This window comes from Neisseria sp. HMSC068C04 (assembly GCF_001810105.1).
Lineage (GTDB): Bacteria > Pseudomonadota > Gammaproteobacteria > Burkholderiales > Neisseriaceae > Neisseria > Neisseria flavescens_B.
This window is the reverse complement of sequence record NZ_KV799924.1, coordinates 73381-97816: the sequence shown is the minus strand read 5'-3', so window position 1 is coordinate 97816 and position 24436 is coordinate 73381. Positions and strand designations below refer to the sequence as shown.

Below are 24436 nucleotides of genomic sequence, written 5' to 3'. Positions count from 1 at the left end.
TCTATTGTGGCATTATTGCCTTTGCATCGTTAATTCTCTTGGCGTATGCTTGAAAGTTCAACCTAAAACTATTACACAAAAAACAAAACCACATTGCGACATGAAACAGACCGTCCTCAAAAACAACCTGCAAAACCTGCTTGAAAGCGCAGAAAATATCCTGCTGCTTCAAGGTCCTGTCGGCAATTTTTTTCTACGCCTTGCCGACTGGCTAACTGAAAACAGTAAAACCGTACATAAATTCAACTTTAATGCAGGCGACGACTATTTTTATCCGCCCACTCAAGCGCATACCGTTGTTTTTAACGACGACTACGATGCCTTTCCTGAATTTTTGCAAGAATACATCGTTCAGCATCACATCCAGGCGGTTGTCTGCTTTGGCGACACACGCCCTTATCACGTCATTGCAAAGCACATTGCAAACGAAAACCAAGCCAGTTTCTGGGCGTTTGAAGAAGGCTATTTCCGCCCCTACTACATCACATTAGAAAAAGACGGCGTCAACGCATTTTCCCCGTTGCCGCGCCGTGCCGACTTTTTTCTTGAACAATTTCCTAAGCTTGCCCAGCAGGAATATAAAGCGCCAACGCCGGTACGCGGCGGTTTTACGCCCATGGCAAAAAACGCCATCCGTTACTATATCGAGTTGTTCCGCAATCCACGCAAATACCCCGACTACATCCACCACCGCGCGCCCAATGCCGGCCATTACCTCAAACTGTGGTCGCTCTCCATCCTCAAGCGTTTGAACTACTATATTGAAGACATCCAAATCGCCAAACGTGTGGAAGCAGGCAAATACGGCAAGTTTTTTATTGTTCCCTTGCAGGTATTTAACGACAGCCAAGTCCGTATCCATTGCGACTTTCCCAGCGTCCGCAGCTTCCTGCTTCATGTTTTGAGTTCATTTGCCGAACACGCGCCTGCCGATACCAACATCATCATTAAGCATCATCCGATGGACCGCGGTTTTATCGACTACTGGCGCGACATTAAACGCTTTATCAAAGAACACCCCGAACTCAAAGGCCGCGTAATTTATGTCCATGATGTCCCCCTGCCCGTTTTCCTGCGCCACGGCCTCGGCATGGTCACCATCAACAGCACAAGCGGGCTGTCCGGACTGATTCACAATATGCCTGTCAAAGTGCTCGGTCGTGCCTATTATGATATTCCCGGCATTACTGACCAAAATACCTTGGCAGAATTTTGGAATCATCCGACACCGCCTGACAAAGAGCTGTTCCATGCCTACCGAATGTACCACCTCAACGTGACCCAAATTAACGGCAACTTCTATAGTCAGGTCTTTTTTCCCAACAAAAAAACCTCCGACTCTTCCTCTCCAACAACCTGACTTAGCGAAAGAAAAGCTCAGGCCGTCTGAAATGTTTTTCAGACGGCCTGAAGCAATCAATACCTTAGTTACTGCCATGTAAATAAAACACAAAAAACTGCATTTATCATTAACAATAAATTACAAAAACAGTATAATGACCGAGCTGTCATGAGCGCGTACCGACTCAACCTGAGCCCTTTGTAACACATAAAATATGGATGCCCCTAGGCAAAACAATATAACAAGCCAAGCATCCTAAAGATAAGCCAGCAAGGCAATACACTCTGCAAAACTGTGCCGAGCAATATTTTTACAAAGACCTCAACCGGTATCGCCGCCCATATGCCGCAGCATCCGTCTTCCACTTTATATCCGCCCGCAAACCATGACCGCCGCTCCTGATATCCTCTACCGGCAAGCCGCCGCCCTTTTGGAACAATCCAATACCGCCCAAGCCCTGCCCCTGCTGCAACAGGCCGCAGAGCAGGGATATACGGAAGCTGCTTTTGTATTAGGCGGCCATCTGCTGAAAAACGGTCATCCGGAGCAGGCACTTCCATGGTTGGAAGCCGCCGCGGCCCAACGCCATCCTAAGGCACTCTTTATCCTGCTGCAACAACGCGAACGCAACGGCACCCCGACCGGACAGCTTCTTAACGAATACGCCTGGCTGGGTGAGCAAGGTCACCTCGAAGCCCAATTAATCCTCATGCGTTACCATGCGCAACGCAACGATCCACAATCGCTCTACTGGGCAGAGCTTGCCGCTGCCCGATATGCTGCGCCTGCGTATTACCATCTGGCACGCCATCATCAACGCCAAGGCGATGTTACAACAGCCATCGAACAATACGAAAAAGCGGCAGCGCTCGGCGTGACTGCCGCCTACTGGCAACTCGGTCAAATCTACTTCTACGGCACAGGTGTCAGTCCTAACCACGCACAAGCCGAACACTATCTCGAACAAGCCGCGCAAGCCGGCCACATCGCCGCACAAACCCTGCTGGCCGACCTTCTTGCCACCCAACGCAAACCCGAAGCCTTAGAATGGTATCGTCGTGCCGCCGATAAGGAACAAGCGGAAGCACAGGTCAAGCTGGCCCAATACGCCCTGACCGGCGAACTTTCCGAACGTGACCCATTCCAAGCGGCGCGCTATGCCAAAGCCGCTGCCGAGAAAGACCATCCCGAAGCCCTGAAAATCATGGGCGACCTCTACCGCTACGGCCTCGGCATCAAAGCCGACAACCATATCGCTCATGATTACTACCACCGTGCCGCCGCGCTGGGTGCTGCCGCCGCCGCACAAAAACTCATCAGCGACGCCGCACTGTACCATCCGCAACAATACGAACAAATCAAAACTGCCGCCCTGCAACAGCAACAAACCGAAACCACATACCGTTTGGCGGAAACACAAGCCCACGCCATCGGCCGTCCCGCAGACTACAATGCCGCGCGCAAGAATTACATGGAAGCTGCCGAGTTCTACCATAAGAACGCGGCGGCAGCCTTAGGCCGTATCTACCATTATGGCCTCGGCACAGCGCAAGATCCTCGGGCGGCTGCACACTGGTACACCATCGCTGCCGAACAAAACCATCCTTCAGCACAATACCACCTCGCCTGTTTTTACTATCACGGGCAAGGTGTCGGCTGTCATGTTCCAACCGCCTGCTACTGGCTGCAGGCCGCCATCAGCAACGGCCACACTTCGGCCGAATCATTAACATCCCTATTAGAACAATGGCGCCGCGAAGCGCACCATGCCATCGGGCAAAAGGCCGTCTGAAAAGATTTACACTCGCATTTTTTGACAATCTTTAACTATTCCCCTAATATTTGCCAGTTATTTTTCACGGACACGTCATTGTTTTCATTTCTTTCTGAAAACACCTTGTCCGCGCATCAATACCATGACACTCGGCGGATAACGCCGAGCGTTGAAACACACTACATCCGGAACGAAAACGGATACTCGGAAAAACATTTCTAGGAGGTGAAACAACATGGAATGGGAATTCAACAGTTATTACACACTGATTGCCGCCACGCTCGTGTTGCTGGTTGGTAAATTTCTGGTTCAAAAAATCAAATTCTTAAGAGACTTCAATATTCCCGAGCCGGTCGCCGGCGGTTTGATTGCCGCTATCGTCCTGTTCGCCCTGCACGAAGCCTACGGCGTCAGCTTCAAATTTGAAAAACCGCTGCAAGATGCATTCATGCTTATCTTCTTTACATCCATCGGTTTGAGCGCCGACTTCTCCCGTTTGAAAGCGGGCGGTTTGCCTTTGGTTATCTTTACCGCCGTGGTGGGTGCATTCATCATCGTCCAAAACTTTGTCGGTGTCGGCTTGGCGAGCGCATTGGGCTTGGATCCGCTGATTGGCCTGATTACCGGTTCTATTACCCTGACCGGCGGTCACGGTACCGCCGGCGCATGGGGCCCTGACTTTGAAAGCAAATTCGGCCTGACCGGAGCAACCGGCTTGGGTATGGCTTCTGCGACATTCGGCCTGGTATTCGGCGGTTTGATCGGTGGTCCTGTTGCACGCCGTCTGATCAACAAAATGGGCCGTAAACCTGTCGTCAAAACTGCCAAATCCGACGACAACGATGCTACCGACGACATCTTTGAACAAGCACAGCGCACCCGCCTGATTACTGCCGAGTCTGCTGTCGAAACCCTCGCTATGTTTGCCGGCTGTTTGGCATTTGCCGAAATCGTGGATGGCTACGACAAAGCCTTCTTCGACTTGCCTAAATTCGTATGGTGTCTGTTTGCAGGCGTGGTCATCCGCAACGTCCTGACCGCAGCCTTCAAAGTCAATATGTTTGACCGTGCCATCGACGTCTTCGGTAACGCCTCCCTGTCCCTCTTCCTGTCTATGGCCCTTCTGAACCTGAAACTGTGGGAATTGACCGGTTTGGCAGGCCCTGTGACCATCATCTTGGCCGTACAAACCGTCGTGATGATTCTGTACGCAACCTTCGTTACCTACGTCTTCATGGGTCGCGATTACGACTCTGCCGTATTGGCGGCCGGTCACTGCGGCTTCGGTTTGGGTGCCACCCCGACTGCCGTTGCCAACATGCAGTCCATTACCCAAACTTTCGGCCCGTCGCACAAAGCCTTCTTGATTGTGCCTATGGTGGGTGCATTCTTCGTTGACTTGCTCAACGCCGCCATCCTCTCCGGCTTCATCAGCGTCATCAAAGGCTGATACGTCTGACATAGAAAAGCACTTGCCGCATTTACTTGCTGCAAGTGCTTTTGTTATGATAGGCACGTCAGGCCGTCTGAAAGGCCGTCATCTTCAGGAGTACCTATGTACAAAAAAACCGCTTCCGTATTGATTTTAAGCACAATTCTTCTTGCCGCATGCAGCAAAGAAGAGCCGAAAGCCGCGCTTGATTGCGCCCAACCGGCCACACTGCAAAACATCCGTACCACCATCGAAGACACCCTCAAACAACAAGCGCGCTCCTTTGCCCGCAATGACAACCGCCAATTCGTCGATGCCGACAAAATCATCGCCGCCGGCCTCGAATTAGAAACCCTGCTTGAAGACCCCAAAGAAACCGAAGACAACGGCAAAGCCATCTGCCGCGCCAACCTCAAAATCCGCATCCCCGACACCATCCTCAAAACGGCCATAGACAACAGCCCGCTGATTTACGGCAACACCCCGTTGTCCGACATGCTCGAACAAAAACTGATGGGCAGCAACCTGACTTTTGAAAACAACACGTTCAGCACCACCCTGCTCTACACCCCCGATAAAGACGGCAAACCGGTTCTCGAAGACAACACCCTGAGCACCACGGCCCAAACCCTTTCCGCCACCCTGCTGCCCTACGGCGTAAAAAGCATCGTCATGATAGACGGCAAGCCTGTATCCAAAGAGCAGGCCATCAAGCTGTTGCAAAACCAAAATATGGAAGAGCCGCCGACTGTTGATCCACAAGACATCCTTGAAAACAACGCCGCCAGCCAAGCCGTCGGCTTGACCGATGATGACAACGATTCAGACTACGAAGTCCTGCGTCCTGACCATGAAACCTCGCGCAACGAACCGCCCGGCCTCAGTCAAAGCGAACTCGACAACGCGCGCGCGCAAAACCGTCAGGCAGACGGCGAGATCAACGACCTCTGGGGCGGCATGGACAGCGATGTCAAACAACAAATCCTCGGCGAACAACGCGCCTGGATTCAAAGCAAAAAACTCAACTGCCAACAAGCCGCCGCGTCCGCAGACAGCGCCGCACAAGCAGAATACCTGCGCCTGCAGTGTGAAACCCGCATGACCCGCGAACGTACGCAATACCTGCGCGGCTATTCCATCAACTAAAACCAATAAGGCCGTCTGAACATTCAGACGGCCCACAAGAAAGCACATCACATCATGCAATACCGAATCCACCGTGAAGGCGATGCCCCAAACACACCATCTTCAGCCTCCACACCCGTTGACAACTGGGAGCGCAACACCCTGCGCGAAGTCCTCCTCGCCGCCTACCAAGAACAGCGCCGCGCCCGCATTTGGCGCAATATCTGGCGCGGCGTCGCCGTCCTCATCTTCCTCAGCCTGATCTTCGGCCTCGCGGAAGAAGAAGGAAAAACCACGAGCATCCATGCCCGCGGCGAACATACCGCCGTTATCGACCTGACCGGCGAAATCGGCAACGACATCGACGACCAAGTCCAAATCCTGCGCGACAGCATGGAAGCCGCCTATAACAACGGCAACGCCAAGGCCATCATCATCCGCGCCAACAGCCCAGGCGGTTCGCCTGTCGTGTCCAACACCGCCTTTAACGAAGTCCGCCGCCTCAAAGCCGAACACAAAGACATCCCCGTTTACCTCGTTGCCGAAGACATGTGTGCTTCCGGCTGCTACTACATTGCCGCCGCAGCCGACAAAATTTACGCTGATCCTTCCAGCATTGTCGGCAGCATCGGCGTGATCGGCGGCGGTTTCGACTTTACCGGCATGATGGACAAAGTCGGTGTCAAACGCCGTCTGAAAACCGCCGGCAGCAACAAAGGCATGGGCGACCCTTTCACGCCTGAAACGCCGGCACAAACCCAAATTTGGGAAACCATGTTGGGCGATATCCACCAAGAATTTATCAAAGCCGTCAAACTCGGCCGCGGCGCGCGATTGAAAGACAAACAATATCCCGATGTTTTCAGCGGCCGCATCTACACCGGCAAAGAAGCCAAACAGGTCGGCTTAATCGACGATTTCGGCAGCATTTACAGCGTCGCCCGCGATGTTGTCAAAGCCCCTGAGCTGGTCAACTACACGCCGCAAGACGATTTCAGCAAAATGCTCAGCCGCCGCTTCGGTGCGGAAGTGAAGGCCAAAGTCAAAGAAACTTTGTCTGAAATTTGGTAAACCAAAAAACCAAAAGGCCGTCTGAAACCCAATTAGGGCTTCAGACGGCCTTTTGATATGGTTTTTAAAATAAAGTGCTGATTATTGTCCAAACATTTATCGACCTCATCAAATCGGCAGGCAAATATTTCCTGATGATGCTCTTACAAGAACACTTTACGCCGACAAACGATTAAACCTCCACGCTTCAGACGGCCTGCTGCATATTGTGCGCCATATCAAGCGCGGCACGGACAGCGGTAATCAGGCTGCCGGAATCGGCTTTGCCTGTGCCTGCCAAGTTCAAAGCCGTGCCATGATCGACGGAGGTGCGGATAAAGGGCAGGCCGAGGGTGATGTTCACGCCTTCGCCGAAACCGGCGTATTTGAGCACCGGCAGCCCTTGGTCGTGGTACATGGCAAGGACGGCATCGGCATCTTTGAGCAGGAAGGGTTGGAACACGGTATCGGCCGGATAAGGGCCGCGTGCGTCTATGCCTTCGGCCTGCAGGGCATGAAGCGCCGGAATAATGGTGTCGATTTCTTCGTGTCCCAAATGGCCGCCTTCGCCCGCGTGGGGATTGAGGCCGGTAACGAGGATAACCGGTTTGGCTATGCCGAACTTATGGCGTAGGTCGTGTTCAAGAATGCGGACAACCGACTCGATTAAAGGCTTCGTGATGGCGGCGGAAATATCTTTAAGCGGCAGATGAGTAGTCACTAATGCAACTCGCAATCCGCCGCCGGTCAACATCATGACGACTTGTTCGGTATGGCTTTTTTCGGCGAGGTATTCGGTATGACCGCTGAAAAAGCCGTTGCCTGCGTGGGCATCGTTGATGATGCCTTTATGCAGCGGCGCGGTCACCATGCCGGCAAACAGGCCGTCTGAAATACCTTGATACGCGGTATCCAGCAGTCGGAGCACATACGCGGCATTGGCAGGATTGAGTTCGCCCGCCCGACACTCGGCATCTAAGGGAATATGCAGGACTTCGAGTTCGCCCTTGGGCAACGGTTCAGCCGCTTGGGCTTGAAAATCGCGCAAGATGACGGATTTGCCGAGCTGTTCGGCCCTGTTTACCAACAGGTTTTTGTCGCACAAAACAACGGGGCGGCAAGGAAGGTCGGCGAAAGCCAAATCAAGGCAGATGTCGGGGCCGATGCCGGCCGGTTCGCCGGATGTAATGGCGAGAATGGGAGCAGTCATGGTGTTTCTCGGTACGGGTTACAGTATTTAGACAACAGTCAGGCAAAATGCCTGCCCTACTTTTGCAGATTAACACAAATACAAAAAGGCCGTCTGAAAACAGTTTTTGCTTGGTCAAACTGTTTTCAGACGGCCTTGGCTGTTTACCGTTTTACACTTAAGAACGGCGGCCGATCATGCGGTATAAAACGTCGTGGCCTTGAATGCGGTGAACCACAACCATGACAATGTGGCCGGCGACAAGCGCAAAAAGCAGCCAGCCGAGTTTGCCGTGCGCCATATTGCCGAGGTTGGACATCCATTCGATTTTTTCAGGCGAACCCTGCATCACTTGGACGCCGAATACTTTCAATGGGCCGCGACCGCCGCCGTATTGGCGGATCATGCCGATAACGGGAACGGCGAGCATAAGGACGTAAAGGGCAAGGTGGCCTGCTTTGGCGGCAAAGCTGTCGGCGGCAGGACGTTTGGACGCATTGAGCAAAGCCCAAACAATGCGCACGGCAATCACCAGCAGCGTGATGAAACCGATGGATTTATGCACGCCGAAGAGCGATTTGACCCATTCTTCGCCATCGTAGATGGTCCAAACGGTAATGGTGGAGAGGATGCCGATAAAACCGAGTACGGTCAGCCAGTGCAACGCGCGCGCGACAGCATCGTAGGTTTGTGGGCGTGTAGTGGTCATAATGTTTCCTTATTGTTGATTTGTTTGGTTTTTTGAATCGGCGGCATTGTAACAAAAATGCCGAACTGATTATGTTGCCTTTTTGAAGAGATTTCGTAAATGTTTGGAAAATTTGAAGAAACGGCGGTTTTATCCATCAGGCTGCCCGGGCCGTCTGAAAACAAGGGCAGGAATACCACCTTCTATGCCGAACTCGGGCTAAAATAGGCGTTTTTATTCTCGGGTACGCATCGATGCAGGTTTGGATTCGGCGGTTTGCGCTGTTGCTTCTGCCTTTGGGTTTCTTGGCGATTATGGTGGCCGCGCCTTTGCTGTCGCTGGCGTTTTACGACGGCGAAGGCGCTTGGGCGGAAGTGGTGGCTGATGACTATATGCGCCTGCGCTTGGGCTGGACGGTGGCGCAGGCGGTTTTGACCTGCATCTTGGTCACGGCTTTGGGCGTGCCTGCGGCGTGGGTGCTGGCGCGGATGGACTTCGCCGGACGGCGCACGGTTTTGCGCCTGCTGATGCTGCCTTTTGTGATGCCGACCTTGGTCGCGGGCATGGGCGTACTAGCTTTATTTGGCGCACACGGTATGCTGGCGGCAGGCTGGCAGGACACGCCGTGGTTGCTGATTTACGGCAACGTATTTTTCAACCTGCCGGTTTTGGTGCGCTCGGCGTATCAAGGATTTGTGCGTGTGCCGCAGGCGCGGTTGCTGTCGGCGCAATCTTTGGGCGCGGACGCGTGGAGGCGGTTTGTCTGGGTCGAATGGCCGGTGGTGCGCGCGTGGGTTGCCGGCGGCGCGTGCCTGGTGTTTTTATATTGTTTTTCAGGCTTCGGACTGGCCTTGCTGCTCGGCGGCGAACGTTTTGCGACGGTGGAAGTGGAAATCTACCGGCTGGTGGCGTATGAGTTGGACATGGCGCGTGCGTCGGTGTTGGTGTGGCTGGTGCTGGCGGTTACGGCGGCGGCAGGCGGTTTGTATGCGTATTGGAGCAGGCGCGTGGCTGTGGATAAATCGGTCTCGCCTTTGCCTCCGCGTGCGCCGATATGGGCTTGGGAAAAATGGCTGACGGCAACGGTATTGGCCATGTTGGCAGTCTGCTGCCTGCTGCCTTTGGCGGCTGTATGGCTCAAGGCGGTATCGGCTGGCTCTTCGTGGGCAGTCTTGCTGGAAGCGCAAACGTGGGCGGCTGTGTGGAACACCATCCGTTTCTCTGCGGCAGCGGTGGCGGCGGCGACGGTTTTGGGCGTGCTGTATGCGGCCGCGGCACGGCAAATGGCGTGGTTGCGCGCGCTGATGTTTTTGCCGTTTATGGTGTCGCCCGTGTGCATCGCGTTTGGCGTTTTGTTGCTCTATCCGCAGTGGACGGCTTCGCTGTGGCTGCTGACCGCAACTTACGCGCTGTTGGCGTATCCATTTGTGGCCAAAGATGTATTGGCCGCATGGGACGGTTTGCCCAAAGATTACGCGGCGGCGGCGCGTACTATGGGCGCAAACGGTTTTCAGACGGACTGTTATGTAACCACGCCTTTATTAAAACCGGCTTTACGGCGCGGCCTGACTTTGGCTTCGGCAACGTGTATCGGCGAATTTGCGGCCACATTGTTCCTGTCGCGTCCCGAATGGCAGACGCTGACCACTTTGATTTACGATTATCTCGGACGTGCCGGTGCGGACAATTACGGACGGGCAATGGTGTTGACGGCGGTATTGACCGCTTTGGCTTTAACGGCATTTTTGCTGGTGGACGAAGCGGAAGGACAAAAGGCCGTCTGAACGCGGTCGGCTCAAATTCCCTTCACTTTCACTACACTCTTGCCACGTCTTGTATCGAAAATTGATTGAATCCGCTATATAATTTGTTTTTAACCGCACTCAACACGATCTATCATGACCGACTTAGAAACCAAACGCCTTGAAACCCAAGCCATGCTGGACAATGCCGACTTGCTGTTTGACCAAGAACAATGCCGCGCGGCCTTGCAAAAAGTTGCCGACGACATTACCCGCGACTTGGGCGACAAATACCCTTTGCTCCTGCCTGTAATGGGTGGTGCGGTGGTGTTTACAGGGCAGCTGCTTCCGCTGTTGCGCTTTCCTTTGGACTTTGACTACGTCCACGTTTCCCGCTACGGCGACAAACTCGCAGGCGGTACGTTCAACTGGAAACGCATGCCCGACCCCGAGCAAATCAAAGGCCGTCATGTAGTCGTTTTGGACGACATCCTGGACGAAGGCCACACCATGGCCGCCATTCAGGAAAAACTGTTGGAAATGGGCGCGGCAAGCTGCCGTGCGGCCGTATTTGCCAACAAACTGATCGACAAAGAAAAACCGACCAAAGCCGATTATGTCGGTTTGGACGTGCCCAACCGCTACGTCTTCGGCTACGGCATGGATGCCGCCGGCTGTTGGCGCAACCTCGGCGAAATCTACGCCTTAAACAATAAATAAAACAAAGGCCGTCTGAAAAATCTTCAGACGGCCTCAACCCCCATGCTAGGAACACATCATGATAGGTTTGTTAATCATTACACATGAAACCATAGGCGAAGCCTATCGCGGTTTGGCCGACCATTTCTTCCCCAACGGCTTCCCCGAAAATCTCCACATCCTCGGCGTACAGCCCGACGAGGATCAAAACGACATCATCAACAATGCCATCGCCGCATTGCAGGAATTTCCCGACAACCGCGGCGTGCTGATCATGACCGACATCTTCGGCGCAACACCGTGCAACGCCGCACGCCGACTGGTGCGCGAAAACAAATCCGCCATCCTGACCGGCCTCAACGCCCCGATGATGATTAAAGCCATCCAATACTCATCACAAGCCGAAAACCTCTCCGACTTCACCGAAACCGTCAAAGAAGCCGCCATCCGGGGCATTTTCGCCATTACATCCGCACCTGAAGACCTGGTGTGCAAAGAAAACGGCTAAGGCCGTCTGAAAACATTCACTTTACGAACATTTAGGGGACATCCATGCTCAAACAAGAAATCGAAATCATCAACAAACTCGGCCTGCACGCGCGCGCCTCCAGCAAATTCACCCAAACCGCCTCCCAATTCCAAAGCGAAGTCTGGGTCACCAAAAACGGCAACCGCGTCAACGGCAAAAGCATCATGGGCCTGATGATGCTGGCCGCCGCCAAAGGCACCGTGATTGAGCTGGAAACAGAAGGCGCAGACGAAGCCGCTGCCATGCAGGCGTTGACCGACCTCATCAACGACTACTTCGGCGAGGGCGAATAATGAGCATCGTCCTACACGGTGTAGCCGCGGGCAAAGGCATTGCCATCGGCCACGCCCACCTCATTACGCGCGGCACAACGGAAGTCCCCCAATACGACATCAATCCCGACAAACTCGATGCCGAAGTTGCCCGTTTTGACACCGCCATCAAAGCCACGCGCAAAGAATTGGAACAACTGCGCGGCGCGATTCCCGAAAACGCCCCGACCGAATTGGGTGCGTTCATCTCCCTGCACCTGATGCTGCTGACCGATGTTACCCTCTCGCGCGAACCCATCGACATTTTGCGCGAACAAAAAATCAACGCCGAATGGGCATTGAAACAGCAAAGCGACAAGCTCGCCGCCCAGTTCGACAGCATCGACGACGACTACCTGCGCGAACGCAAACAAGACATGCTCCAAGTCGTCCACCGCATCCACAACAACCTTGTCGGCCAAAGCAACGAAATCAACTTCGCCGACAACCTGTTTGACGACACCGTCCTCATCGCGCACGACCTCTCGCCTGCCGATACCGTATTGTTCAAAGAGCAGCACATTACCGCTTTTGTAACCGATGCCGGCGGCCCGACCAGCCACACCGCCATCTTGGGCCGCAGCCTCGACATCCCGTCCGTCATCGGCCTGCACAACGCCCGCAAACTCATCACCGAAAACGAAATCGTCATCGTCGACGGCATCAACGGCACCCTCATCATCGATCCCGACGAAGTCGTCCTCAACGAATACCGCCGCCTCGCCCGCAAATACCGCAGCCACAAGCGCGAACTCAACAAAATCAAAAAAACCGCCGCCACCACGGCCGACGGCATCAACATCGAACTCTTGGCCAACATCGAATCCGCCGAAGACATCAAAACCCTGCACAACTTCGGCGCAGACGGCGTCGGCCTGTTCCGCAGCGAATTTCTTTATCTCAACCGCGACACCATGCCGTCTGAAGACGAGCAATACGAAGTGTACAGCGCGATTGTGAAAAAGATGAAAGGCAAAAGCATCACCATCCGCACCGTCGATTTGGGTGTCGATAAAAATCCGCGCTGGTTCGGCCAAAACAGCTCGCCCAACGGCAGCCTCAACCCTGCACTCGGCCTGACCGGCATCCGCCTGTGCCTCGCCGAGCCGGTCATGTTCCGCACCCAAATGCGTGCCATTCTCCGCGCCGCCGCCCACGGCCCCGTGCGCATGATGTGGCCGATGATTACATCCATTTCCGAAGTGCGCCAATGCCTTATCCACTTAGACACGGCCCAACGCCAACTCGCCGAACGCGACGAAGCCTTCGGCCCGGTCAGCATCGGCTGCATGATTGAAATCCCGTCCGCCGCCATGACCGTCGGCAGCATCCTCAAGCTCGTCGATTTCATCTCCATCGGCACCAACGACCTGATTCAATACCTCCTGTCGGTCGACCGCGGCGACGACAGCGTCGGCCACCTCTACCAACCCGGCCACCCTGCCGTCCTCAAAACGCTGCAACACATCATCCGCACGGCAAACCGCATGGAAAAAGGCGTGTCCATCTGCGGCGAAATGGCCGGCGATACCGTCTTCACCCGACTGTTGCTCGGCATGGGCCTGCGCCGTTTCTCCATGAACCCCAACAACCTGCTTTCGGTCAAAAACATTATCCTGCACAGCCACACCGGCCATCTCGAAAACGATGCCGCCAAAATCCTGCGCTGCGAAGATCCGGAAAAAACCGAGAAGCTGATCAAAATCCTCAACCAAAGCGAACAGGCGGAATCACAGGCCGTCTGAACCTCCGGCAAGGGCGTGTTTCGATACACGCCCTTTTTATTCGCCCCCATTTTGGGTTTACGCCCGATTCTCCCGCAAGCCCCTTCTTCCCTATTTCGCCATTTCAAAAACCAACCTTTTTCACTTTTCCCCAATACTGCTTACAGACCGTCTGAAAAATATATGGCGCAAGTGAAATAAACGCTTTTATACCCACCCCAAAGGCCGTCTGAACCCCGATTACAAGGTTTCAGACGGCCTGCTGTACTCAACCGGATACCTTTTATTTTTTGCAATAAATGACCCTTTGCCTATTTCTTCCAGCTACTGCCCACTATGGCTTTAGGCACCCATATCATTCCTTTTCACTAGGTCTTCAGTATACCCAAACATTATCTCTTTATTTTAATGATGCAACTTTTTATTCTGGAATATGTCTATTCTCATGTTTCACTTGAAAAAAGATTCAATACCTTGTAAATTTATAAAAGATAATGGTTATCATCATATTTTAAAGGAATAGTTCATGAGATTGACGCAACTTTCTGCTTTGATTGCCGCCGCCGCTTTATCAGTCGGCTCCGTATCCGCTTTTGCCAAACCCGTTCAGCTGACCGATACCGTCGGCCGTAAAGTAACCGTCGACCTGCCTGCCAAACGCGTGGTTTTGGGCTTCTACTACCAAGACTACATGGCCATCGGCGGTAAAACCGCGCTGGACAACGTCGTCGGTTTCTCCAAAGCAGTTTGGGCCGACTGGGCGCCGCCAAGCTGGGCGGCATTCAGCAAAGCCGTGCCTAAGCTGAACCAGCTTGCCGACGTGGGCGAGGTGGAAGTCGGCACGTTCTCCGTTGAAAAAGTATTGGCATTGAAACCCGATTTGCTGATTTTGGCGGACTGGCAGTATAAGGCTTTGGGTTCCGACCTCGACCGCATCAACAAGGCGGGCATTCCGATTGTGGTGTTGGACTACAACGCGCAAACGGTCGCCAAACACATTCAATCAACCAAACTCATCGGCACGCTGACCGGCCAGCAGCAAAAAGCGGACAAGCTGGCGGCGGACTACAAACGCATCGCCGACACCATCCAAGCGCGCGTGAAAAAAGCCAACCTGCCCAAGCCTAAAGTCTATATCGAGTTCGGCAACAAAGGCCCTGCGGAACACAGCGTAACCTTCGGCAAGAGCATGTGGGGTTCGATGGCGACGCTGGTCGGCGGCAACAATATCGCCGCATCTTCGGTCGAGTACTACGGCCCGATCAACCCTGAAAAAGTCCTCGCCGCCAAACCCGACGTCATCGTGATTACCGGCCGCGAAACCGAATTGAAGAAAAGCCCGACCGCCATGGTGATGGGTTGGGGCATTCCGAAAGCGGAAGCGGAAAAACGCTTGGCAGGCTTTGCCAAACGCGCCGGCTGGGCCAACCTGCCTGCGATTAAAAACAACCGCCTCTACGCCGCCTACCACGCCAACTCACGCACGCTGTCCGACAGCGCATCGATTCAGTTTATGGCCAAAGCGATTTATCCGCAATTGTTTAAGGATTTCAACCCTGAGAAGACCTATCTGGACTTCTACCGCCAAAACCTGCCCGTCGTACCGAACGGCACGTTCTACCTCTATCCGAAAGGACAATAAGGTAGTTTAGATTTTCAGACGGCCTTTTAAATCGTAAGGCCGTCTGAAATTTTTGCGGAAGAAAAAGGCAAACCTGTTCTCCCCTTTCACAACACTCTTTTTTAAAGGTTTGAAACATGAATGATTCGGTTGTCGCCGAGATTGTAAAAAACCAGCGCAAGTTGGAAGGCAAGCGTTGGTTGATTGTGTTGATGTTTTTAGTCATCGCCGCGGTCAGTTTCCTATTCGATATCGCTACCGGCCCTGCGATGATGGACACGCTGCCCGTCGGCGAAGTGGTCAATGTTTTGCTGGGCAAACCCGAAGTCGATGAAATGAACCGCCTGATTGTGATGGATTTGCGCCTGCCGATTGCGGTGATGGCCTTGGTGGTCGGCGCGGCTTTAGGTGTCGGCGGTGCGGAAATTCAAACGCTCCTGAACAACCCGATGGCCAGCCCTTATACGCTGGGCTTGGCGGCAGCGGCGGGTTTGGGCGCGTCGGCGGTGATTGCGTTCGGCGGTTTCGGGCTGCCTGAAACAGTCGCCGTCCCCATCGGCGCGTTTGTGATGACCATGCTGGCTTCGGGCATCTTGTTTCTGTTTGCCTCGGCGCGCCGCTTCAATTCGGCGATGCTGGTGCTGGTAGGGATTGCGCTTTTGTTTCTGTTTCAGTCGATTTTGTCGCTGATTCAATTTATCGCCGCGCCTGAGATTTCGCAGCAGATTCTGTTTTGGCTGTTCGGCAGCCTGACCAAGGCAACTTGGGAAACGGTCATCGTTACGGCGGCGGTTACGGCGGTATGCGTGTTTCTGCTTTCGCGCGATGTGTGGAAGCTGACCGCGCTGCGCTTGGGCGAAGAACGCGCCGTCGGGCTGGGCATCAATCTGCAATTTTTGCGCCTGAAAACGCTGGTATTGGTGGCGGTAATGACGGCGACGGCCATCAGTTTTGTCGGCGTGATCGGCTTTATCGGCTTGGTCGCGCCGCATGTGGCGCGGATTCTTTTGGGCGAAGACCAACGTTTCTTCCTGCCCGGCGCGATGCTGGCGGGGGCGGCGTTTTTGTCGGTAGCGAGCGTGTTGTCCAAGGTGATTATCCCGGGCGCGCTGTTTCCGGTGGGGATTGTTACGTCGTTTGTCGGCGTGCCGTTCTTCTTCTGGATTGTATTAACGAAACGATAGGCCGTCTGAAATGTTGAAACTTGAAAACGTACACATCCGGCGCGGCGATTATGTAGTCGCCGACAATATCGATTTGACGCTGGAACAAGGCAAAGTCTATTCCGTGCTCGGCCCCAACGGCACGGGCAAATCCTCGCTGATGAAAACGATTTTCGGCGAAGTGGCGCACAAAGGCACCATCCGCTACGGCAACGAAGTGTTGAGCAAAATCCACCTGCAAAGCTGGCGCAAACGCATAGGCTATATGCCGCAGGACACCGCCGCCGAAGCCTCGCTGACCGCGCTGGAAGTCGTGTTGCTCGGCCGCATGGACGCGCTGCACATGCACGTCGGCGACGAGCTGCTGCACGAAGCCGCAAGTATCATGGCGGAGCTGGGCATCGGCCATCTGGCGCACCGAGACGTCATGCGGCTTTCCGGCGGACAGCGGCAGCTCGTCATGTTTGCCCAAGTCATGCTGCGCCGTCCCGAAATCCTGATGCTGGACGAACCGGTCAGCGCGCTGGATATGCACCACCAACTCAATCTTTTAGAACGCGTGGTGCAATACACGCACGAACACAATCTGGTTACGCTGATGGTCTTGCACGATTTGAGCCTCGCCGCGCAGTTTTCAGACGGCGTGATTCTGCTCGGCGAAGGCAAAGTACAGGCGCAGGGCGCACCGCAGGACGTGTTGCAGGCGGACATGATCGGCAGGCTGTACAAAGTGGACATCGAACTTTTATACGACAGCAAAGGCCTGCCCGTTATCCGCCCGATGCGGCAATCCTAGCTGGGAAATCTGCCACCAAGAAACCAGCCCCAGCAATCATTTTATACTCTTCACAAAAAGGACTTTCCCATGAAAAAATCACTCTTCCTCCTGATGCTGACCGCTTCTCTTAGCGCATACGCCGCCAACCACGAAGTCAAAATGCTTGACAACGGCAAAGACGGCAGCATGGTGTTCGAGCCTGGCTACGTCAACGCCAAAGTCGGCGATACCGTTACCTTCAAAGCCGCCAACAGCGGACACTGGGTGCAAAGCAAAGCCCTGCCCGACGGCGTTGCCGACTTCCTCTCCGAAGACGGCAAAGACTTCACGCTCAAGCTCGACAAAGAAGGCGTGTACGTCTACACCTGCCCGCCGCACCGCATGATGAACATGAGCGGCGTGATTCAGGTCGGCAAACCGGTGAACAAAGCCAAAGCGCAAGCCGTTGTCGATGAAATGGAAAACCGCGCCATGCAAAGCAAAGGCCGTCTGAAAAAATATATGGCGCAAGTAAAATAAAACTTTTATGCCCACACCAAAGGCCGTCTGAAACCGTTCAGACGGCCTGTTTCCTTTGCGTAAAACACGCATCAAAGCTATATCTTCCGTTTCAGTTTCCGATAAAATAGGCCTATTCCGACACAAGACCCGTAAGCATGATACGCCGCCTTTACGCCACACTGTGGCATCTCGCCCCCTTCCTGATCCGTCGCCACCTGCGCCGCCGCGCCCTCAAATCCCCAGCCTATCTCGAGCATTGGGACGAGCGTTTCGGGCAGGCGTATCCCAATCCCGTACAACGTCCTATTTGGATACACGCCGTATCCGTCGGCGAAACACGTGCGGCCGAACCCTTAGTCCAGGCATTGCGCCGCCATTTTCCCGATTCGCCGTTTTTGATTACCCAAATGACGCCGACCGGCCGCGCCACCGCGCAATCCCTGTTCCCCGATGCGCAATGTCGTTACCTGCCCTACGACAAATCCGAATGGGTCGCCCGATTTTTAGCCGAACACCGCCCCATCTGCGGCATTTTGATGGAAACCGAAATCTGGCCCAACCTGATGCACGGCTGCCAAGAAGCAGGCATTCCCCTCTTTTTGGCCAACGCTCGCCTCTCCGAAAAATCCCAACGCGGCTACCTCAAAATCCGCAAGCTGGTCGAACCTGCCATGCAGATCCTCTCCGGCTGCTTTGCCCAAACCGCCGCCGATGCCGAACGCCTGCACCTTATCGGCGCGTCCAACGTCCACGTCTGCGGCAACACCAAATACGACATCGCGCCCCCCGACGACTCGCGCCCGCTTGCCGTCGCCTTTAAAGAACGCATCGGCTCACGACCCGTCGTCGTCTGCGCCAGCACGCGCGTGTACAAAGGCACAGACGAAGCCGAGCTGCTCCTCAAAGCATGGCAGGACTACCGCGGCAATGCCTTGCTGGTCATCGTACCGCGCCACCCTGAAAACTTTCAGACGGCCTACGATACCGCCAAATCGCTTGGTTATACCGTCCAAAAACGCAGCGACGGACAACCCGTTTCCCCCGATACACAAGTTTGGATAGGCGACAGCATGGGCGAACTGGCCGCCTACTACCTCAGCGCAGACATTGCCTTCGTCGGCGGCAGCCTCGTTGATGCCGGCTGCCAAAACATCATCGAACCCATCTCCTGCCGCGTCCCCACCCTCTTCGGCTACTCCAACTACAACTTCGCCCAAGCCTGCAAAGGCGCAGTCGAAGCCAAAGCCGCCGTCCGCGTCGAAACCGCCGAAGCCTGGTACAGAACCACGCGCCAATACCTCGACGACGAAACGCTGCGCCAACAGCTGATCAGCCACACCGAGCAATTCATTTCGCAACACCAAGGCGCCAGTGCCAAAATTGCCAAAGCGATTGCAGATTGTTTGAATCAGCGTTAAGAGATAAAAAGGCCGTCTGAAACCAAAGTTTCAGACGGCCTTTTCTCAACCTACAAACTTAGCGTCCTGCTTTCAACACGCGGCGTGTAAACACGAACATACCGAAAACAAAAAACGCCAAGCCCAGCCATTTGGCGGCCGTATCCCAGTTTTCCAGATTCAAGGCCAAAGGCGCATCCGAACCGCCGTTGGTTACGGAGAAGGCGATGATAAACGCCATAATCACACCGATCAGGCTCTCGCCGACAATCAAACCGGCGGAGAACAGCGTACCAATACGTTCCGCATTTTTCAGACGGCCTTCACGGTTTTCTTGACGGCGGGCGATGACGGATTTCAACACCGCCGCCAATATCGCGCCGATCACAATCGGCATATTCACAGACGGCGGCAGGTAAATGCCCATGCCTACGGCCAATACCGGCAAAGCACGCTTGCCGCCGGAAGATTTGCGTAATGTGAAATCGACCGCAATCAACGCCACACCGATGGCCACGCCGGTGAAAATATAATCCCATTGCAGATTGTGCGAGAAAATACCTTGGGCGATGGTGGTCATCAAAGTCGCCTGAGGCGCGGCAAGGGCTTGGGCCGCATCCATGCCTTCACGCGGCATCGCGCCGGTAAAGCCATAGGCTTCATACAAAAGCTCCAACACAGGCGAAATCACCACGGCACCGACAACGCAGCCGACAATCAGCGCAACCTGCTGTTTCCAAGGCGTTGCTTTTACCAGATAACCCGTTTTCAAATCCTGCAGGTTGTCATTGGAAATCGAAGCCACACAAATCACGGACGCGCCGCAAAACAGCGTCAACGCCAGCAGGAATTTGCGGTTTGCCTCATCAGCCATCAAGCCGCCGGATTCGCCGACCAGCAGCAACACCAGCGAAATAATGACGATAGAGACGATGCCCACACCCGAAATCGGGCTGGAAGACGAACCGACCAAACCGGCCATATAACCGCAAGCCGCGGCCACCAAAAAGCCGATAATCGAAGCCAGCAGCGTACATACAACCACCAACAGCCAAGCCAAACCGCCGGAAATATGCGAGTCGCCGATAAAATGGAAGAAAGACACGCCCAACACCAGCATCATCGCCAACACCCAGGCAATCATCGCCTTAGGCGACAAATCCTGTTCCGTCCGTTCGGTCATCTGCGCACCGCCGAAATTGCGGAAAGACAGGCGCATACCCTCGACCATCGGTTTCATCAAAGTCAACAGCGTCCAAATAGCCGCAATACCGATCGTACCCGCGCCGATAAAACGGACTTTTTCCTTCCACAAAGACATCGCAAAAGGAATCATCTCCATATCGGCAGGTTGAGGAATATGCGCCGACAGATAAGGCACAGCCACACCCCAGGCAATCGAAATACCCAGCAAAATCGCGATACCGCCGGTCAGACCGACCAAATAGCCCGCGCCCAGCAAGGCCAAAGAAAAGCCCATCGGCACTTGGAACACCGACGCGCCACCTTTAAACCAAAAGCTCGTGCTGTCCGCCACCACGCGCAAACCGCTTGCGCAAAAGCTCATCAAACCGGCCAGTGCGCCGCCTGACACCAATTCCTTGATACCGCTGCCGCCTTCCTGTTGGTCCGCATCATGGTCGCCGACCTTCAAAATCTCAGCCGCCGCCACGCCTTCCGGATAAGGCAAATCGCTCTTCACCACCATCGCATAACGCAAAGGCACAGTGAAAATCACACCCAAAATACCGCCGGACATACACAGCAGCGTAGTCTGCCAAAACGGAAAGCCCGCCCAATAACCGGCCATCAGCAAACCCGGCAAGATAAAAATAATACTGGAGAGCGTACCCGCAGCCGAAGCCTGGGTCTGCACCATATTATTTTCCAGAATATTGCTGCCTTTAAAAAACTTCAAAACCGCCATCGAAATCACTGCAGCCGGAATCGAAGACGCAAAAGTCAGGCCCACCTTCAAGCCCAAATACACATTGGATGCCGTAAAAATCACCGTAATCAACGCGCCGAGTATCATCCCCCGCAGCGTCAGTTCACAGAAACTCGCATAAGGATCAACCGCCTGTTTCATAAAAATCTTCCTGTATCAGGTAAACAATCAAAACTTTTCAGACGGCCTTTTGATACATCCATCAGGCCGTCTGAAAAGCCTCTCTCTTACCATTTTAATGAACTATCCGATTACACGCAAAAGCCCTATTTATTCTCATTTGACGCCAAACAATAAAATCATATCGATAAGGACGTTTGGGGCAGTTTGACGGTTTCAGGTAAAATAACGCCAAATTCATCAATCGTTCAGAAAGCCGCCGCCATGTATTCACTCGTCCGTCCCATCCTGTTCCGCTTCGATGCAGAAAAGGCTCATCATTTCACGCTCAACAGTTTGCGTTCTATCGAAAAACTCGGCCTGCTGCCCAAAGTAGACAGCTACACCCGACCAACTGAGCTGATGGGTTTGCAGCTGCCCAATCCGGTCGGCTTGGCGGCAGGTTTGGACAAAAACGGCGAGTGTATCGATGCGTTTGCCGCTTTGGGTTTCGGCTTTGTCGAAATCGGCACGGTAACGCCCAAGCCGCAGCCGGGCAATCCGCAGCCGCGCCTTTTCCGCGTTCCCGAACACCAAGGCATCATCAACCGCATGGGTTTCAACAACCTCGGCATCGATGCGATGATCCGTAACATTGAAAACAGCTGCTTTAAAGGCATTTTGGGCATCAATATCGGCAAAAATGCCGTTACGCCGATTGAAAATGCGGCCGACGATTATCTGATTTGCTTGGAAAAAGCCTACGCCCACGCGAGCTACATCACGGTCAATATTTCCTCCCCCAATACGAAAAACCTGCGCGCCTTGCAAGGCGGCGACGAGTTGAGCGCATTGTTGGAAGCCTTGAAAAACAAACAGGCGCAACTGGCGGCCGCGCATGGAAAATATGTGCCGCTGGCGGTCAAAATCGCGCCGGATTTGGACGAAGCGCAAATCGACGACATCGCCCATGTGGTCAAATCTGTGGAAATGGACGGCATCATCGCCACCAACACAACCATCGACAAATCAAGCTTGGGCAGCCATCCGCTCGCAGGCGAACAAGGCGGCTTGAGCGGCTTGCCTGTACGCGAGAAGAGCAATCAGGTGTTGAAACTTTTGGCGGAACGCATTGACGGCAAGCTGCCGATTATCGGCGTCGGCGGTATTATGAACGGCACGGACGCGGCAGAAAAAATCCGCTTGGGTGCTAGTGCGGTTCAAGTGTACAGCGGTTTGATTTATCGCGGCCCTGAGTTGATTAAAGAGTGTTTGGCTGCGTTGAAATAATACTTTTCCAAAAACAAGGCCGTCTGAAATCTTTCAGACGGCCTTTTGATATGCTTTCATTCTTCAAACAGATTGCCTTGTGCCAATAAGGTTTTGACCGGTGCGAAATCGCGGCGGTGTTCCGGCAATACGCCGTATTGTTTCAACGCGGCCAAATGTTGCGCCGTGCCGTAGCCTTTGTGGCGGTCAAACCCGTATTGCGGATAGCGTTTCGCCAATTCATACATTTCCGCATCACGCGCGGTTTTGGCCAAAACCGAAGCGGCAGAGATTTCAATAATTTTGCTGTCGCCTTTAACCACGGCTTCGGCAGGGACATTCAAATCTTTCGGCACGCGGTTGCCGTCTATCCACACTTTGTCAGGCACGACCGACAGCCCCTCGACTGCTCGCTTCATCGCGGCCATGGTTGCGTGCAGGATGTTCAGTTGCAGGATTTCGTCGGGGTCGGCAAAAGCAATACTCCACGCAACCGCCTGTTCCTTAATCATCTGCGCCAACATATCGCGCTTTTTTTCGCTCAGTTTTTTTGAATCGGTCAAACCCGGCAAATCAAAATGTTCCGGCAAAATCACTGCCGCCGCAAATACGCTGCCGACCAAAGGACCGCGCCCCGCTTCGTCCACGCCTGCGCTTAAAACCGTCGCCATTTCTTCACCGCCTGCCTGATTCAAAGCCACCATTATATCCGCTTGCGGCAGAGAAATTCTGCAGTAGTTCAAACCGTTGGGGAACAGTTCAAATTTCATCTGCTTTACCAATCAGTTATAATTTACATCCCCACATACCCATACGTCTTACAACATGCCTACTCAATCCGAACGCCTCCATTTTTCCGAACGCTGGCTCAACGCCTACGAACGCTACCGCTATCGCCGCCATATCCACGCCTTCCGCCTCGGCTTGGCAATCGTGTTTTCCACCCTGTTGGCCAAAGTCTTCCACCTGCAACATGGCGAGTGGATCGGCATGACTGTTTTTGTCGTCCTCGGCATGCTGCAATTCCAAGGCGCGATTTACTCCAAAGCAGTCGAACGCATGCTCGGCACGGCCATCGGTTTGGGCGTCGGTTTGGCCGTTTTATGGGTGAACCAGCATTATTTGCAAGACGGCGTTTTCTTCTATCTGATTATCGGTGCCGCCAGCGCAGTGGCCGGTTGGTCTGCGGTCGGCAAAAACGGCTATGTCGCCATGCTTGCCGGTTTGACCATGTGCATGCTCATCGGCGACAGCAGCCACCACTGGCTCGATAGCGGCCTGATGCGCGCCATGAACGTTTTGATTGGTGCCGCCATCGCCATTGCCGCCGCCAAACTCCTACCCCTGCGCTCTACCCTGATGTGGCGTTTCATGCTTGCCGACAACCTCACCGACTGCGCCAAAATGATTGCCGAAATCAGCAACGGCAAGCGCATGACGCGCGAGCGTTTGGAACAAAACATGATTAAAATGCGCAAAATCAACGCCCGTATGGTCAAAAGCCGCAGCCATTTGGCCGCCACATCCGGCGAAAGCCACATCAGCAACAATATGATGGAAGCCATGCAGCATGCCCACCGCAAAATCGTCACTACCACCGAGCTGCTCCTGACCACCGCCGCCAAACTGCGCGCGCCTACGCTCAACGAAAGCGAAATCCGCCTGCTCGACCGCCATTTCAACCAACTCCAACGCGAGCTGCGCCTGACCGTCCGCCTCATCAAAGGCCACTACGCCCGCCGTATCCGCATCGATACTTCGCTCAATACCGAACTAAGCAAACCGGCCGCCCGCCTGCATTACGACTGGCAAGGCTTCCTCTGGCTCAGTACCAATATGCGTAACGAAATCGCCGCATTGGTAATCCTGTTGCAACGTTCGCGCAATAAATGGTTGGACAAAAAAGAATTGCAACGTCTGAAAGAACACCTGCGCAACGATACCGGCCCGGAGCAACAATAGGCCGTCTGAAAAACACAAACTCAAAATAAAAGACAAAAGCAAATTAGCCGTCGATGTCATCGGCCAATAAAAAAGGCCGTCTGAAACCCAATG

The 24436-nt window shown here is 54.0% G+C and carries 21 protein-coding genes; 17 read left to right on the top strand and 4 right to left on the bottom strand.

The window, feature by feature from the left end; all coding sequences use genetic code 11:
• Positions 1-100 precede the first annotated feature (100 nt).
• The 5 genes from HMPREF2700_RS03530 to HMPREF2700_RS03510 all read left to right on the top strand — a co-directional run bounded on the left by HMPREF2700_RS03530 (position 101) and on the right by HMPREF2700_RS03510 (position 6744).
• On the top strand, positions 101-1360 hold the full coding sequence (locus HMPREF2700_RS03530; RefSeq protein ID WP_070590154.1) for a capsule biosynthesis protein: 1260 nt from the start codon (positions 101-103) through the stop codon (positions 1358-1360).
• Positions 1361-1727: 367 nt separating this feature from the next.
• Positions 1728-3134, top strand: a complete 1407-nt coding sequence (locus HMPREF2700_RS03525) for a tetratricopeptide repeat protein (protein WP_070590151.1) — start codon at positions 1728-1730, stop codon at positions 3132-3134.
• A 217-nt stretch (positions 3135-3351) separates the two neighbouring features.
• Positions 3352-4566: a sodium/glutamate symporter gene (gene gltS, locus HMPREF2700_RS03520; protein ID WP_070590149.1), complete on the top strand. Its 1215-nt coding sequence runs from the start codon at positions 3352-3354 to the stop codon at positions 4564-4566.
• 105 nt (positions 4567-4671) lie between these two features.
• Positions 4672-5694 (top strand): lysozyme inhibitor LprI family protein, encoded by a 1023-nt coding sequence (locus HMPREF2700_RS03515; protein ID WP_070590146.1) that lies wholly within the window; start codon positions 4672-4674, stop codon positions 5692-5694.
• Between the two features lie 54 nt (positions 5695-5748).
• Positions 5749-6744 carry a S49 family peptidase gene (locus tag HMPREF2700_RS03510; protein WP_070590143.1) on the top strand — a complete coding sequence of 332 codons (996 nt, stop codon included), beginning with the start codon at positions 5749-5751 and terminating at the stop codon, positions 6742-6744.
• 187 nt (positions 6745-6931) lie between these two features.
• Here HMPREF2700_RS03510 and pdxA read toward each other — a convergent pair whose 3' ends face one another.
• Together pdxA and HMPREF2700_RS03500 are read right to left on the bottom strand one after the other, a co-directional pair.
• On the bottom strand, positions 6932-7933 hold the full coding sequence (gene pdxA, locus HMPREF2700_RS03505) for a 4-hydroxythreonine-4-phosphate dehydrogenase PdxA (protein WP_070590140.1): 1002 nt from the start codon (positions 7931-7933) through the stop codon (positions 6932-6934).
• Positions 7934-8090: 157 nt separating this feature from the next.
• Positions 8091-8621, bottom strand: coding sequence for a cytochrome b (locus HMPREF2700_RS03500; RefSeq protein WP_083303941.1), 531 nt, complete (start codon positions 8619-8621; stop codon positions 8091-8093).
• A 233-nt stretch (positions 8622-8854) separates the two neighbouring features.
• Between HMPREF2700_RS03500 and HMPREF2700_RS03490 the strand changes: the two genes are divergently transcribed.
• The 10 genes from HMPREF2700_RS03490 to waaA all read left to right on the top strand — a co-directional run bounded on the left by HMPREF2700_RS03490 (position 8855) and on the right by waaA (position 19086).
• Positions 8855-10384: an ABC transporter permease gene (locus HMPREF2700_RS03490; RefSeq protein ID WP_070590134.1), complete on the top strand. Its 1530-nt coding sequence runs from the start codon at positions 8855-8857 to the stop codon at positions 10382-10384.
• A 114-nt stretch (positions 10385-10498) separates the two neighbouring features.
• Entirely contained in the window at positions 10499-11062 is a 564-nt protein-coding gene (locus tag HMPREF2700_RS03485) for a hypoxanthine-guanine phosphoribosyltransferase (protein WP_070590131.1), read from the top strand.
• A gap of 58 nt (positions 11063-11120) precedes the next feature.
• Positions 11121-11549: a PTS sugar transporter subunit IIA gene (locus tag HMPREF2700_RS03480; RefSeq protein WP_070590120.1), complete on the top strand. Its 429-nt coding sequence runs from the start codon at positions 11121-11123 to the stop codon at positions 11547-11549.
• A gap of 44 nt (positions 11550-11593) precedes the next feature.
• Positions 11594-11863, top strand: a complete 270-nt coding sequence (locus HMPREF2700_RS03475; RefSeq protein ID WP_003683718.1) for an HPr family phosphocarrier protein — start codon at positions 11594-11596, stop codon at positions 11861-11863.
• Positions 11863-13626, top strand: coding sequence for a phosphoenolpyruvate--protein phosphotransferase (gene ptsP, locus HMPREF2700_RS03470; RefSeq protein ID WP_070590117.1), 1764 nt, complete (start codon positions 11863-11865; stop codon positions 13624-13626). The genes HMPREF2700_RS03475 and ptsP overlap by 1 nt, the downstream gene beginning before the upstream one ends.
• 505 nt (positions 13627-14131) lie before the next feature.
• Positions 14132-15247, top strand: a complete 1116-nt coding sequence (locus HMPREF2700_RS03465) for an ABC transporter substrate-binding protein (protein ID WP_070590114.1) — start codon at positions 14132-14134, stop codon at positions 15245-15247.
• A gap of 116 nt (positions 15248-15363) precedes the next feature.
• Positions 15364-16410, top strand: coding sequence for a FecCD family ABC transporter permease (locus HMPREF2700_RS03460; RefSeq protein ID WP_070590112.1), 1047 nt, complete (start codon positions 15364-15366; stop codon positions 16408-16410).
• Positions 16411-16420: 10 nt separating this feature from the next.
• Positions 16421-17185, top strand: a complete 765-nt coding sequence (locus HMPREF2700_RS03455) for an ABC transporter ATP-binding protein (protein ID WP_070590109.1) — start codon at positions 16421-16423, stop codon at positions 17183-17185.
• Positions 17186-17254: 69 nt separating this feature from the next.
• Entirely contained in the window at positions 17255-17686 is a 432-nt protein-coding gene (locus HMPREF2700_RS03450) for a plastocyanin/azurin family copper-binding protein (protein ID WP_070590107.1), read from the top strand.
• Between the two features lie 137 nt (positions 17687-17823).
• Positions 17824-19086, top strand: coding sequence for a lipid IV(A) 3-deoxy-D-manno-octulosonic acid transferase (waaA, locus tag HMPREF2700_RS03445; protein WP_070590104.1), 1263 nt, complete (start codon positions 17824-17826; stop codon positions 19084-19086).
• 58 nt (positions 19087-19144) lie between these two features.
• On the opposite strand, the gene HMPREF2700_RS03440 is transcribed toward waaA, so the two are convergent.
• On the bottom strand, positions 19145-21154 hold the full coding sequence (locus HMPREF2700_RS03440; protein ID WP_070590102.1) for an OPT family oligopeptide transporter: 2010 nt from the start codon (positions 21152-21154) through the stop codon (positions 19145-19147).
• Positions 21155-21397: 243 nt separating this feature from the next.
• Between HMPREF2700_RS03440 and HMPREF2700_RS03435 the strand changes: the two genes are divergently transcribed.
• A complete protein-coding gene (locus HMPREF2700_RS03435; RefSeq protein ID WP_070590099.1) occupies positions 21398-22402 on the top strand; it encodes a quinone-dependent dihydroorotate dehydrogenase in 1005 nt (334 codons plus the stop codon).
• A gap of 56 nt (positions 22403-22458) precedes the next feature.
• On the opposite strand, the gene rnhB is transcribed toward HMPREF2700_RS03435, so the two are convergent.
• Positions 22459-23052 (bottom strand): ribonuclease HII, encoded by a 594-nt coding sequence (gene rnhB, locus HMPREF2700_RS03430; protein WP_063068644.1) that lies wholly within the window; start codon positions 23050-23052, stop codon positions 22459-22461.
• Positions 23053-23206: 154 nt separating this feature from the next.
• Between rnhB and HMPREF2700_RS03425 the strand changes: the two genes are divergently transcribed.
• A complete protein-coding gene (locus tag HMPREF2700_RS03425) occupies positions 23207-24343 on the top strand; it encodes an FUSC family protein (protein ID WP_070590097.1) in 1137 nt (378 codons plus the stop codon).
• The last annotated feature ends 93 nt before the right edge of the window (positions 24344-24436 follow it).

What these genes read in the sequence shown, in the direction of transcription:
- HMPREF2700_RS03490 (WP_070590134.1), top strand. Translation starts at nt 8,855, where the DNA reads ATGCAGGTTTGGATTCGGCGGTTTGCGCTGTTGCTTCTGCCTTTGGGT.
- HMPREF2700_RS03525 (WP_070590151.1), top strand. Translation starts at nt 1,728, where the DNA reads ATGACCGCCGCTCCTGATATCCTCTACCGGCAAGCCGCCGCCCTTTTG.
- HMPREF2700_RS03425 (WP_070590097.1), top strand. Translation starts at nt 23,207, where the DNA reads ATGCCTACTCAATCCGAACGCCTCCATTTTTCCGAACGCTGGCTCAAC.
- ptsP (WP_070590117.1), top strand. Translation starts at nt 11,863, where the DNA reads ATGAGCATCGTCCTACACGGTGTAGCCGCGGGCAAAGGCATTGCCATC.
- HMPREF2700_RS03485 (WP_070590131.1), top strand. Translation starts at nt 10,499, where the DNA reads ATGACCGACTTAGAAACCAAACGCCTTGAAACCCAAGCCATGCTGGAC.
- HMPREF2700_RS03440 (WP_070590102.1), bottom strand. Translation starts at nt 21,154, where the DNA reads ATGAAACAGGCGGTTGATCCTTATGCGAGTTTCTGTGAACTGACGCTG.
- HMPREF2700_RS03510 (WP_070590143.1), top strand. Translation starts at nt 5,749, where the DNA reads ATGCAATACCGAATCCACCGTGAAGGCGATGCCCCAAACACACCATCT.
- rnhB (WP_063068644.1), bottom strand. Translation starts at nt 23,052, where the DNA reads ATGGCGACGGTTTTAAGCGCAGGCGTGGACGAAGCGGGGCGCGGTCCT.
- HMPREF2700_RS03475 (WP_003683718.1), top strand. Translation starts at nt 11,594, where the DNA reads ATGCTCAAACAAGAAATCGAAATCATCAACAAACTCGGCCTGCACGCG.
- HMPREF2700_RS03465 (WP_070590114.1), top strand. Translation starts at nt 14,132, where the DNA reads ATGAGATTGACGCAACTTTCTGCTTTGATTGCCGCCGCCGCTTTATCA.
- pdxA (WP_070590140.1), bottom strand. Translation starts at nt 7,933, where the DNA reads ATGACTGCTCCCATTCTCGCCATTACATCCGGCGAACCGGCCGGCATC.
- gltS (WP_070590149.1), top strand. Translation starts at nt 3,352, where the DNA reads ATGGAATGGGAATTCAACAGTTATTACACACTGATTGCCGCCACGCTC.
- HMPREF2700_RS03480 (WP_070590120.1), top strand. Translation starts at nt 11,121, where the DNA reads ATGATAGGTTTGTTAATCATTACACATGAAACCATAGGCGAAGCCTAT.
- HMPREF2700_RS03460 (WP_070590112.1), top strand. Translation starts at nt 15,364, where the DNA reads ATGAATGATTCGGTTGTCGCCGAGATTGTAAAAAACCAGCGCAAGTTG.
- HMPREF2700_RS03455 (WP_070590109.1), top strand. Translation starts at nt 16,421, where the DNA reads ATGTTGAAACTTGAAAACGTACACATCCGGCGCGGCGATTATGTAGTC.
- HMPREF2700_RS03450 (WP_070590107.1), top strand. Translation starts at nt 17,255, where the DNA reads ATGAAAAAATCACTCTTCCTCCTGATGCTGACCGCTTCTCTTAGCGCA.
- HMPREF2700_RS03435 (WP_070590099.1), top strand. Translation starts at nt 21,398, where the DNA reads ATGTATTCACTCGTCCGTCCCATCCTGTTCCGCTTCGATGCAGAAAAG.
- HMPREF2700_RS03500 (WP_083303941.1), bottom strand. Translation starts at nt 8,621, where the DNA reads ATGACCACTACACGCCCACAAACCTACGATGCTGTCGCGCGCGCGTTG.
- waaA (WP_070590104.1), top strand. Translation starts at nt 17,824, where the DNA reads ATGATACGCCGCCTTTACGCCACACTGTGGCATCTCGCCCCCTTCCTG.
- HMPREF2700_RS03530 (WP_070590154.1), top strand. Translation starts at nt 101, where the DNA reads ATGAAACAGACCGTCCTCAAAAACAACCTGCAAAACCTGCTTGAAAGC.
- HMPREF2700_RS03515 (WP_070590146.1), top strand. Translation starts at nt 4,672, where the DNA reads ATGTACAAAAAAACCGCTTCCGTATTGATTTTAAGCACAATTCTTCTT.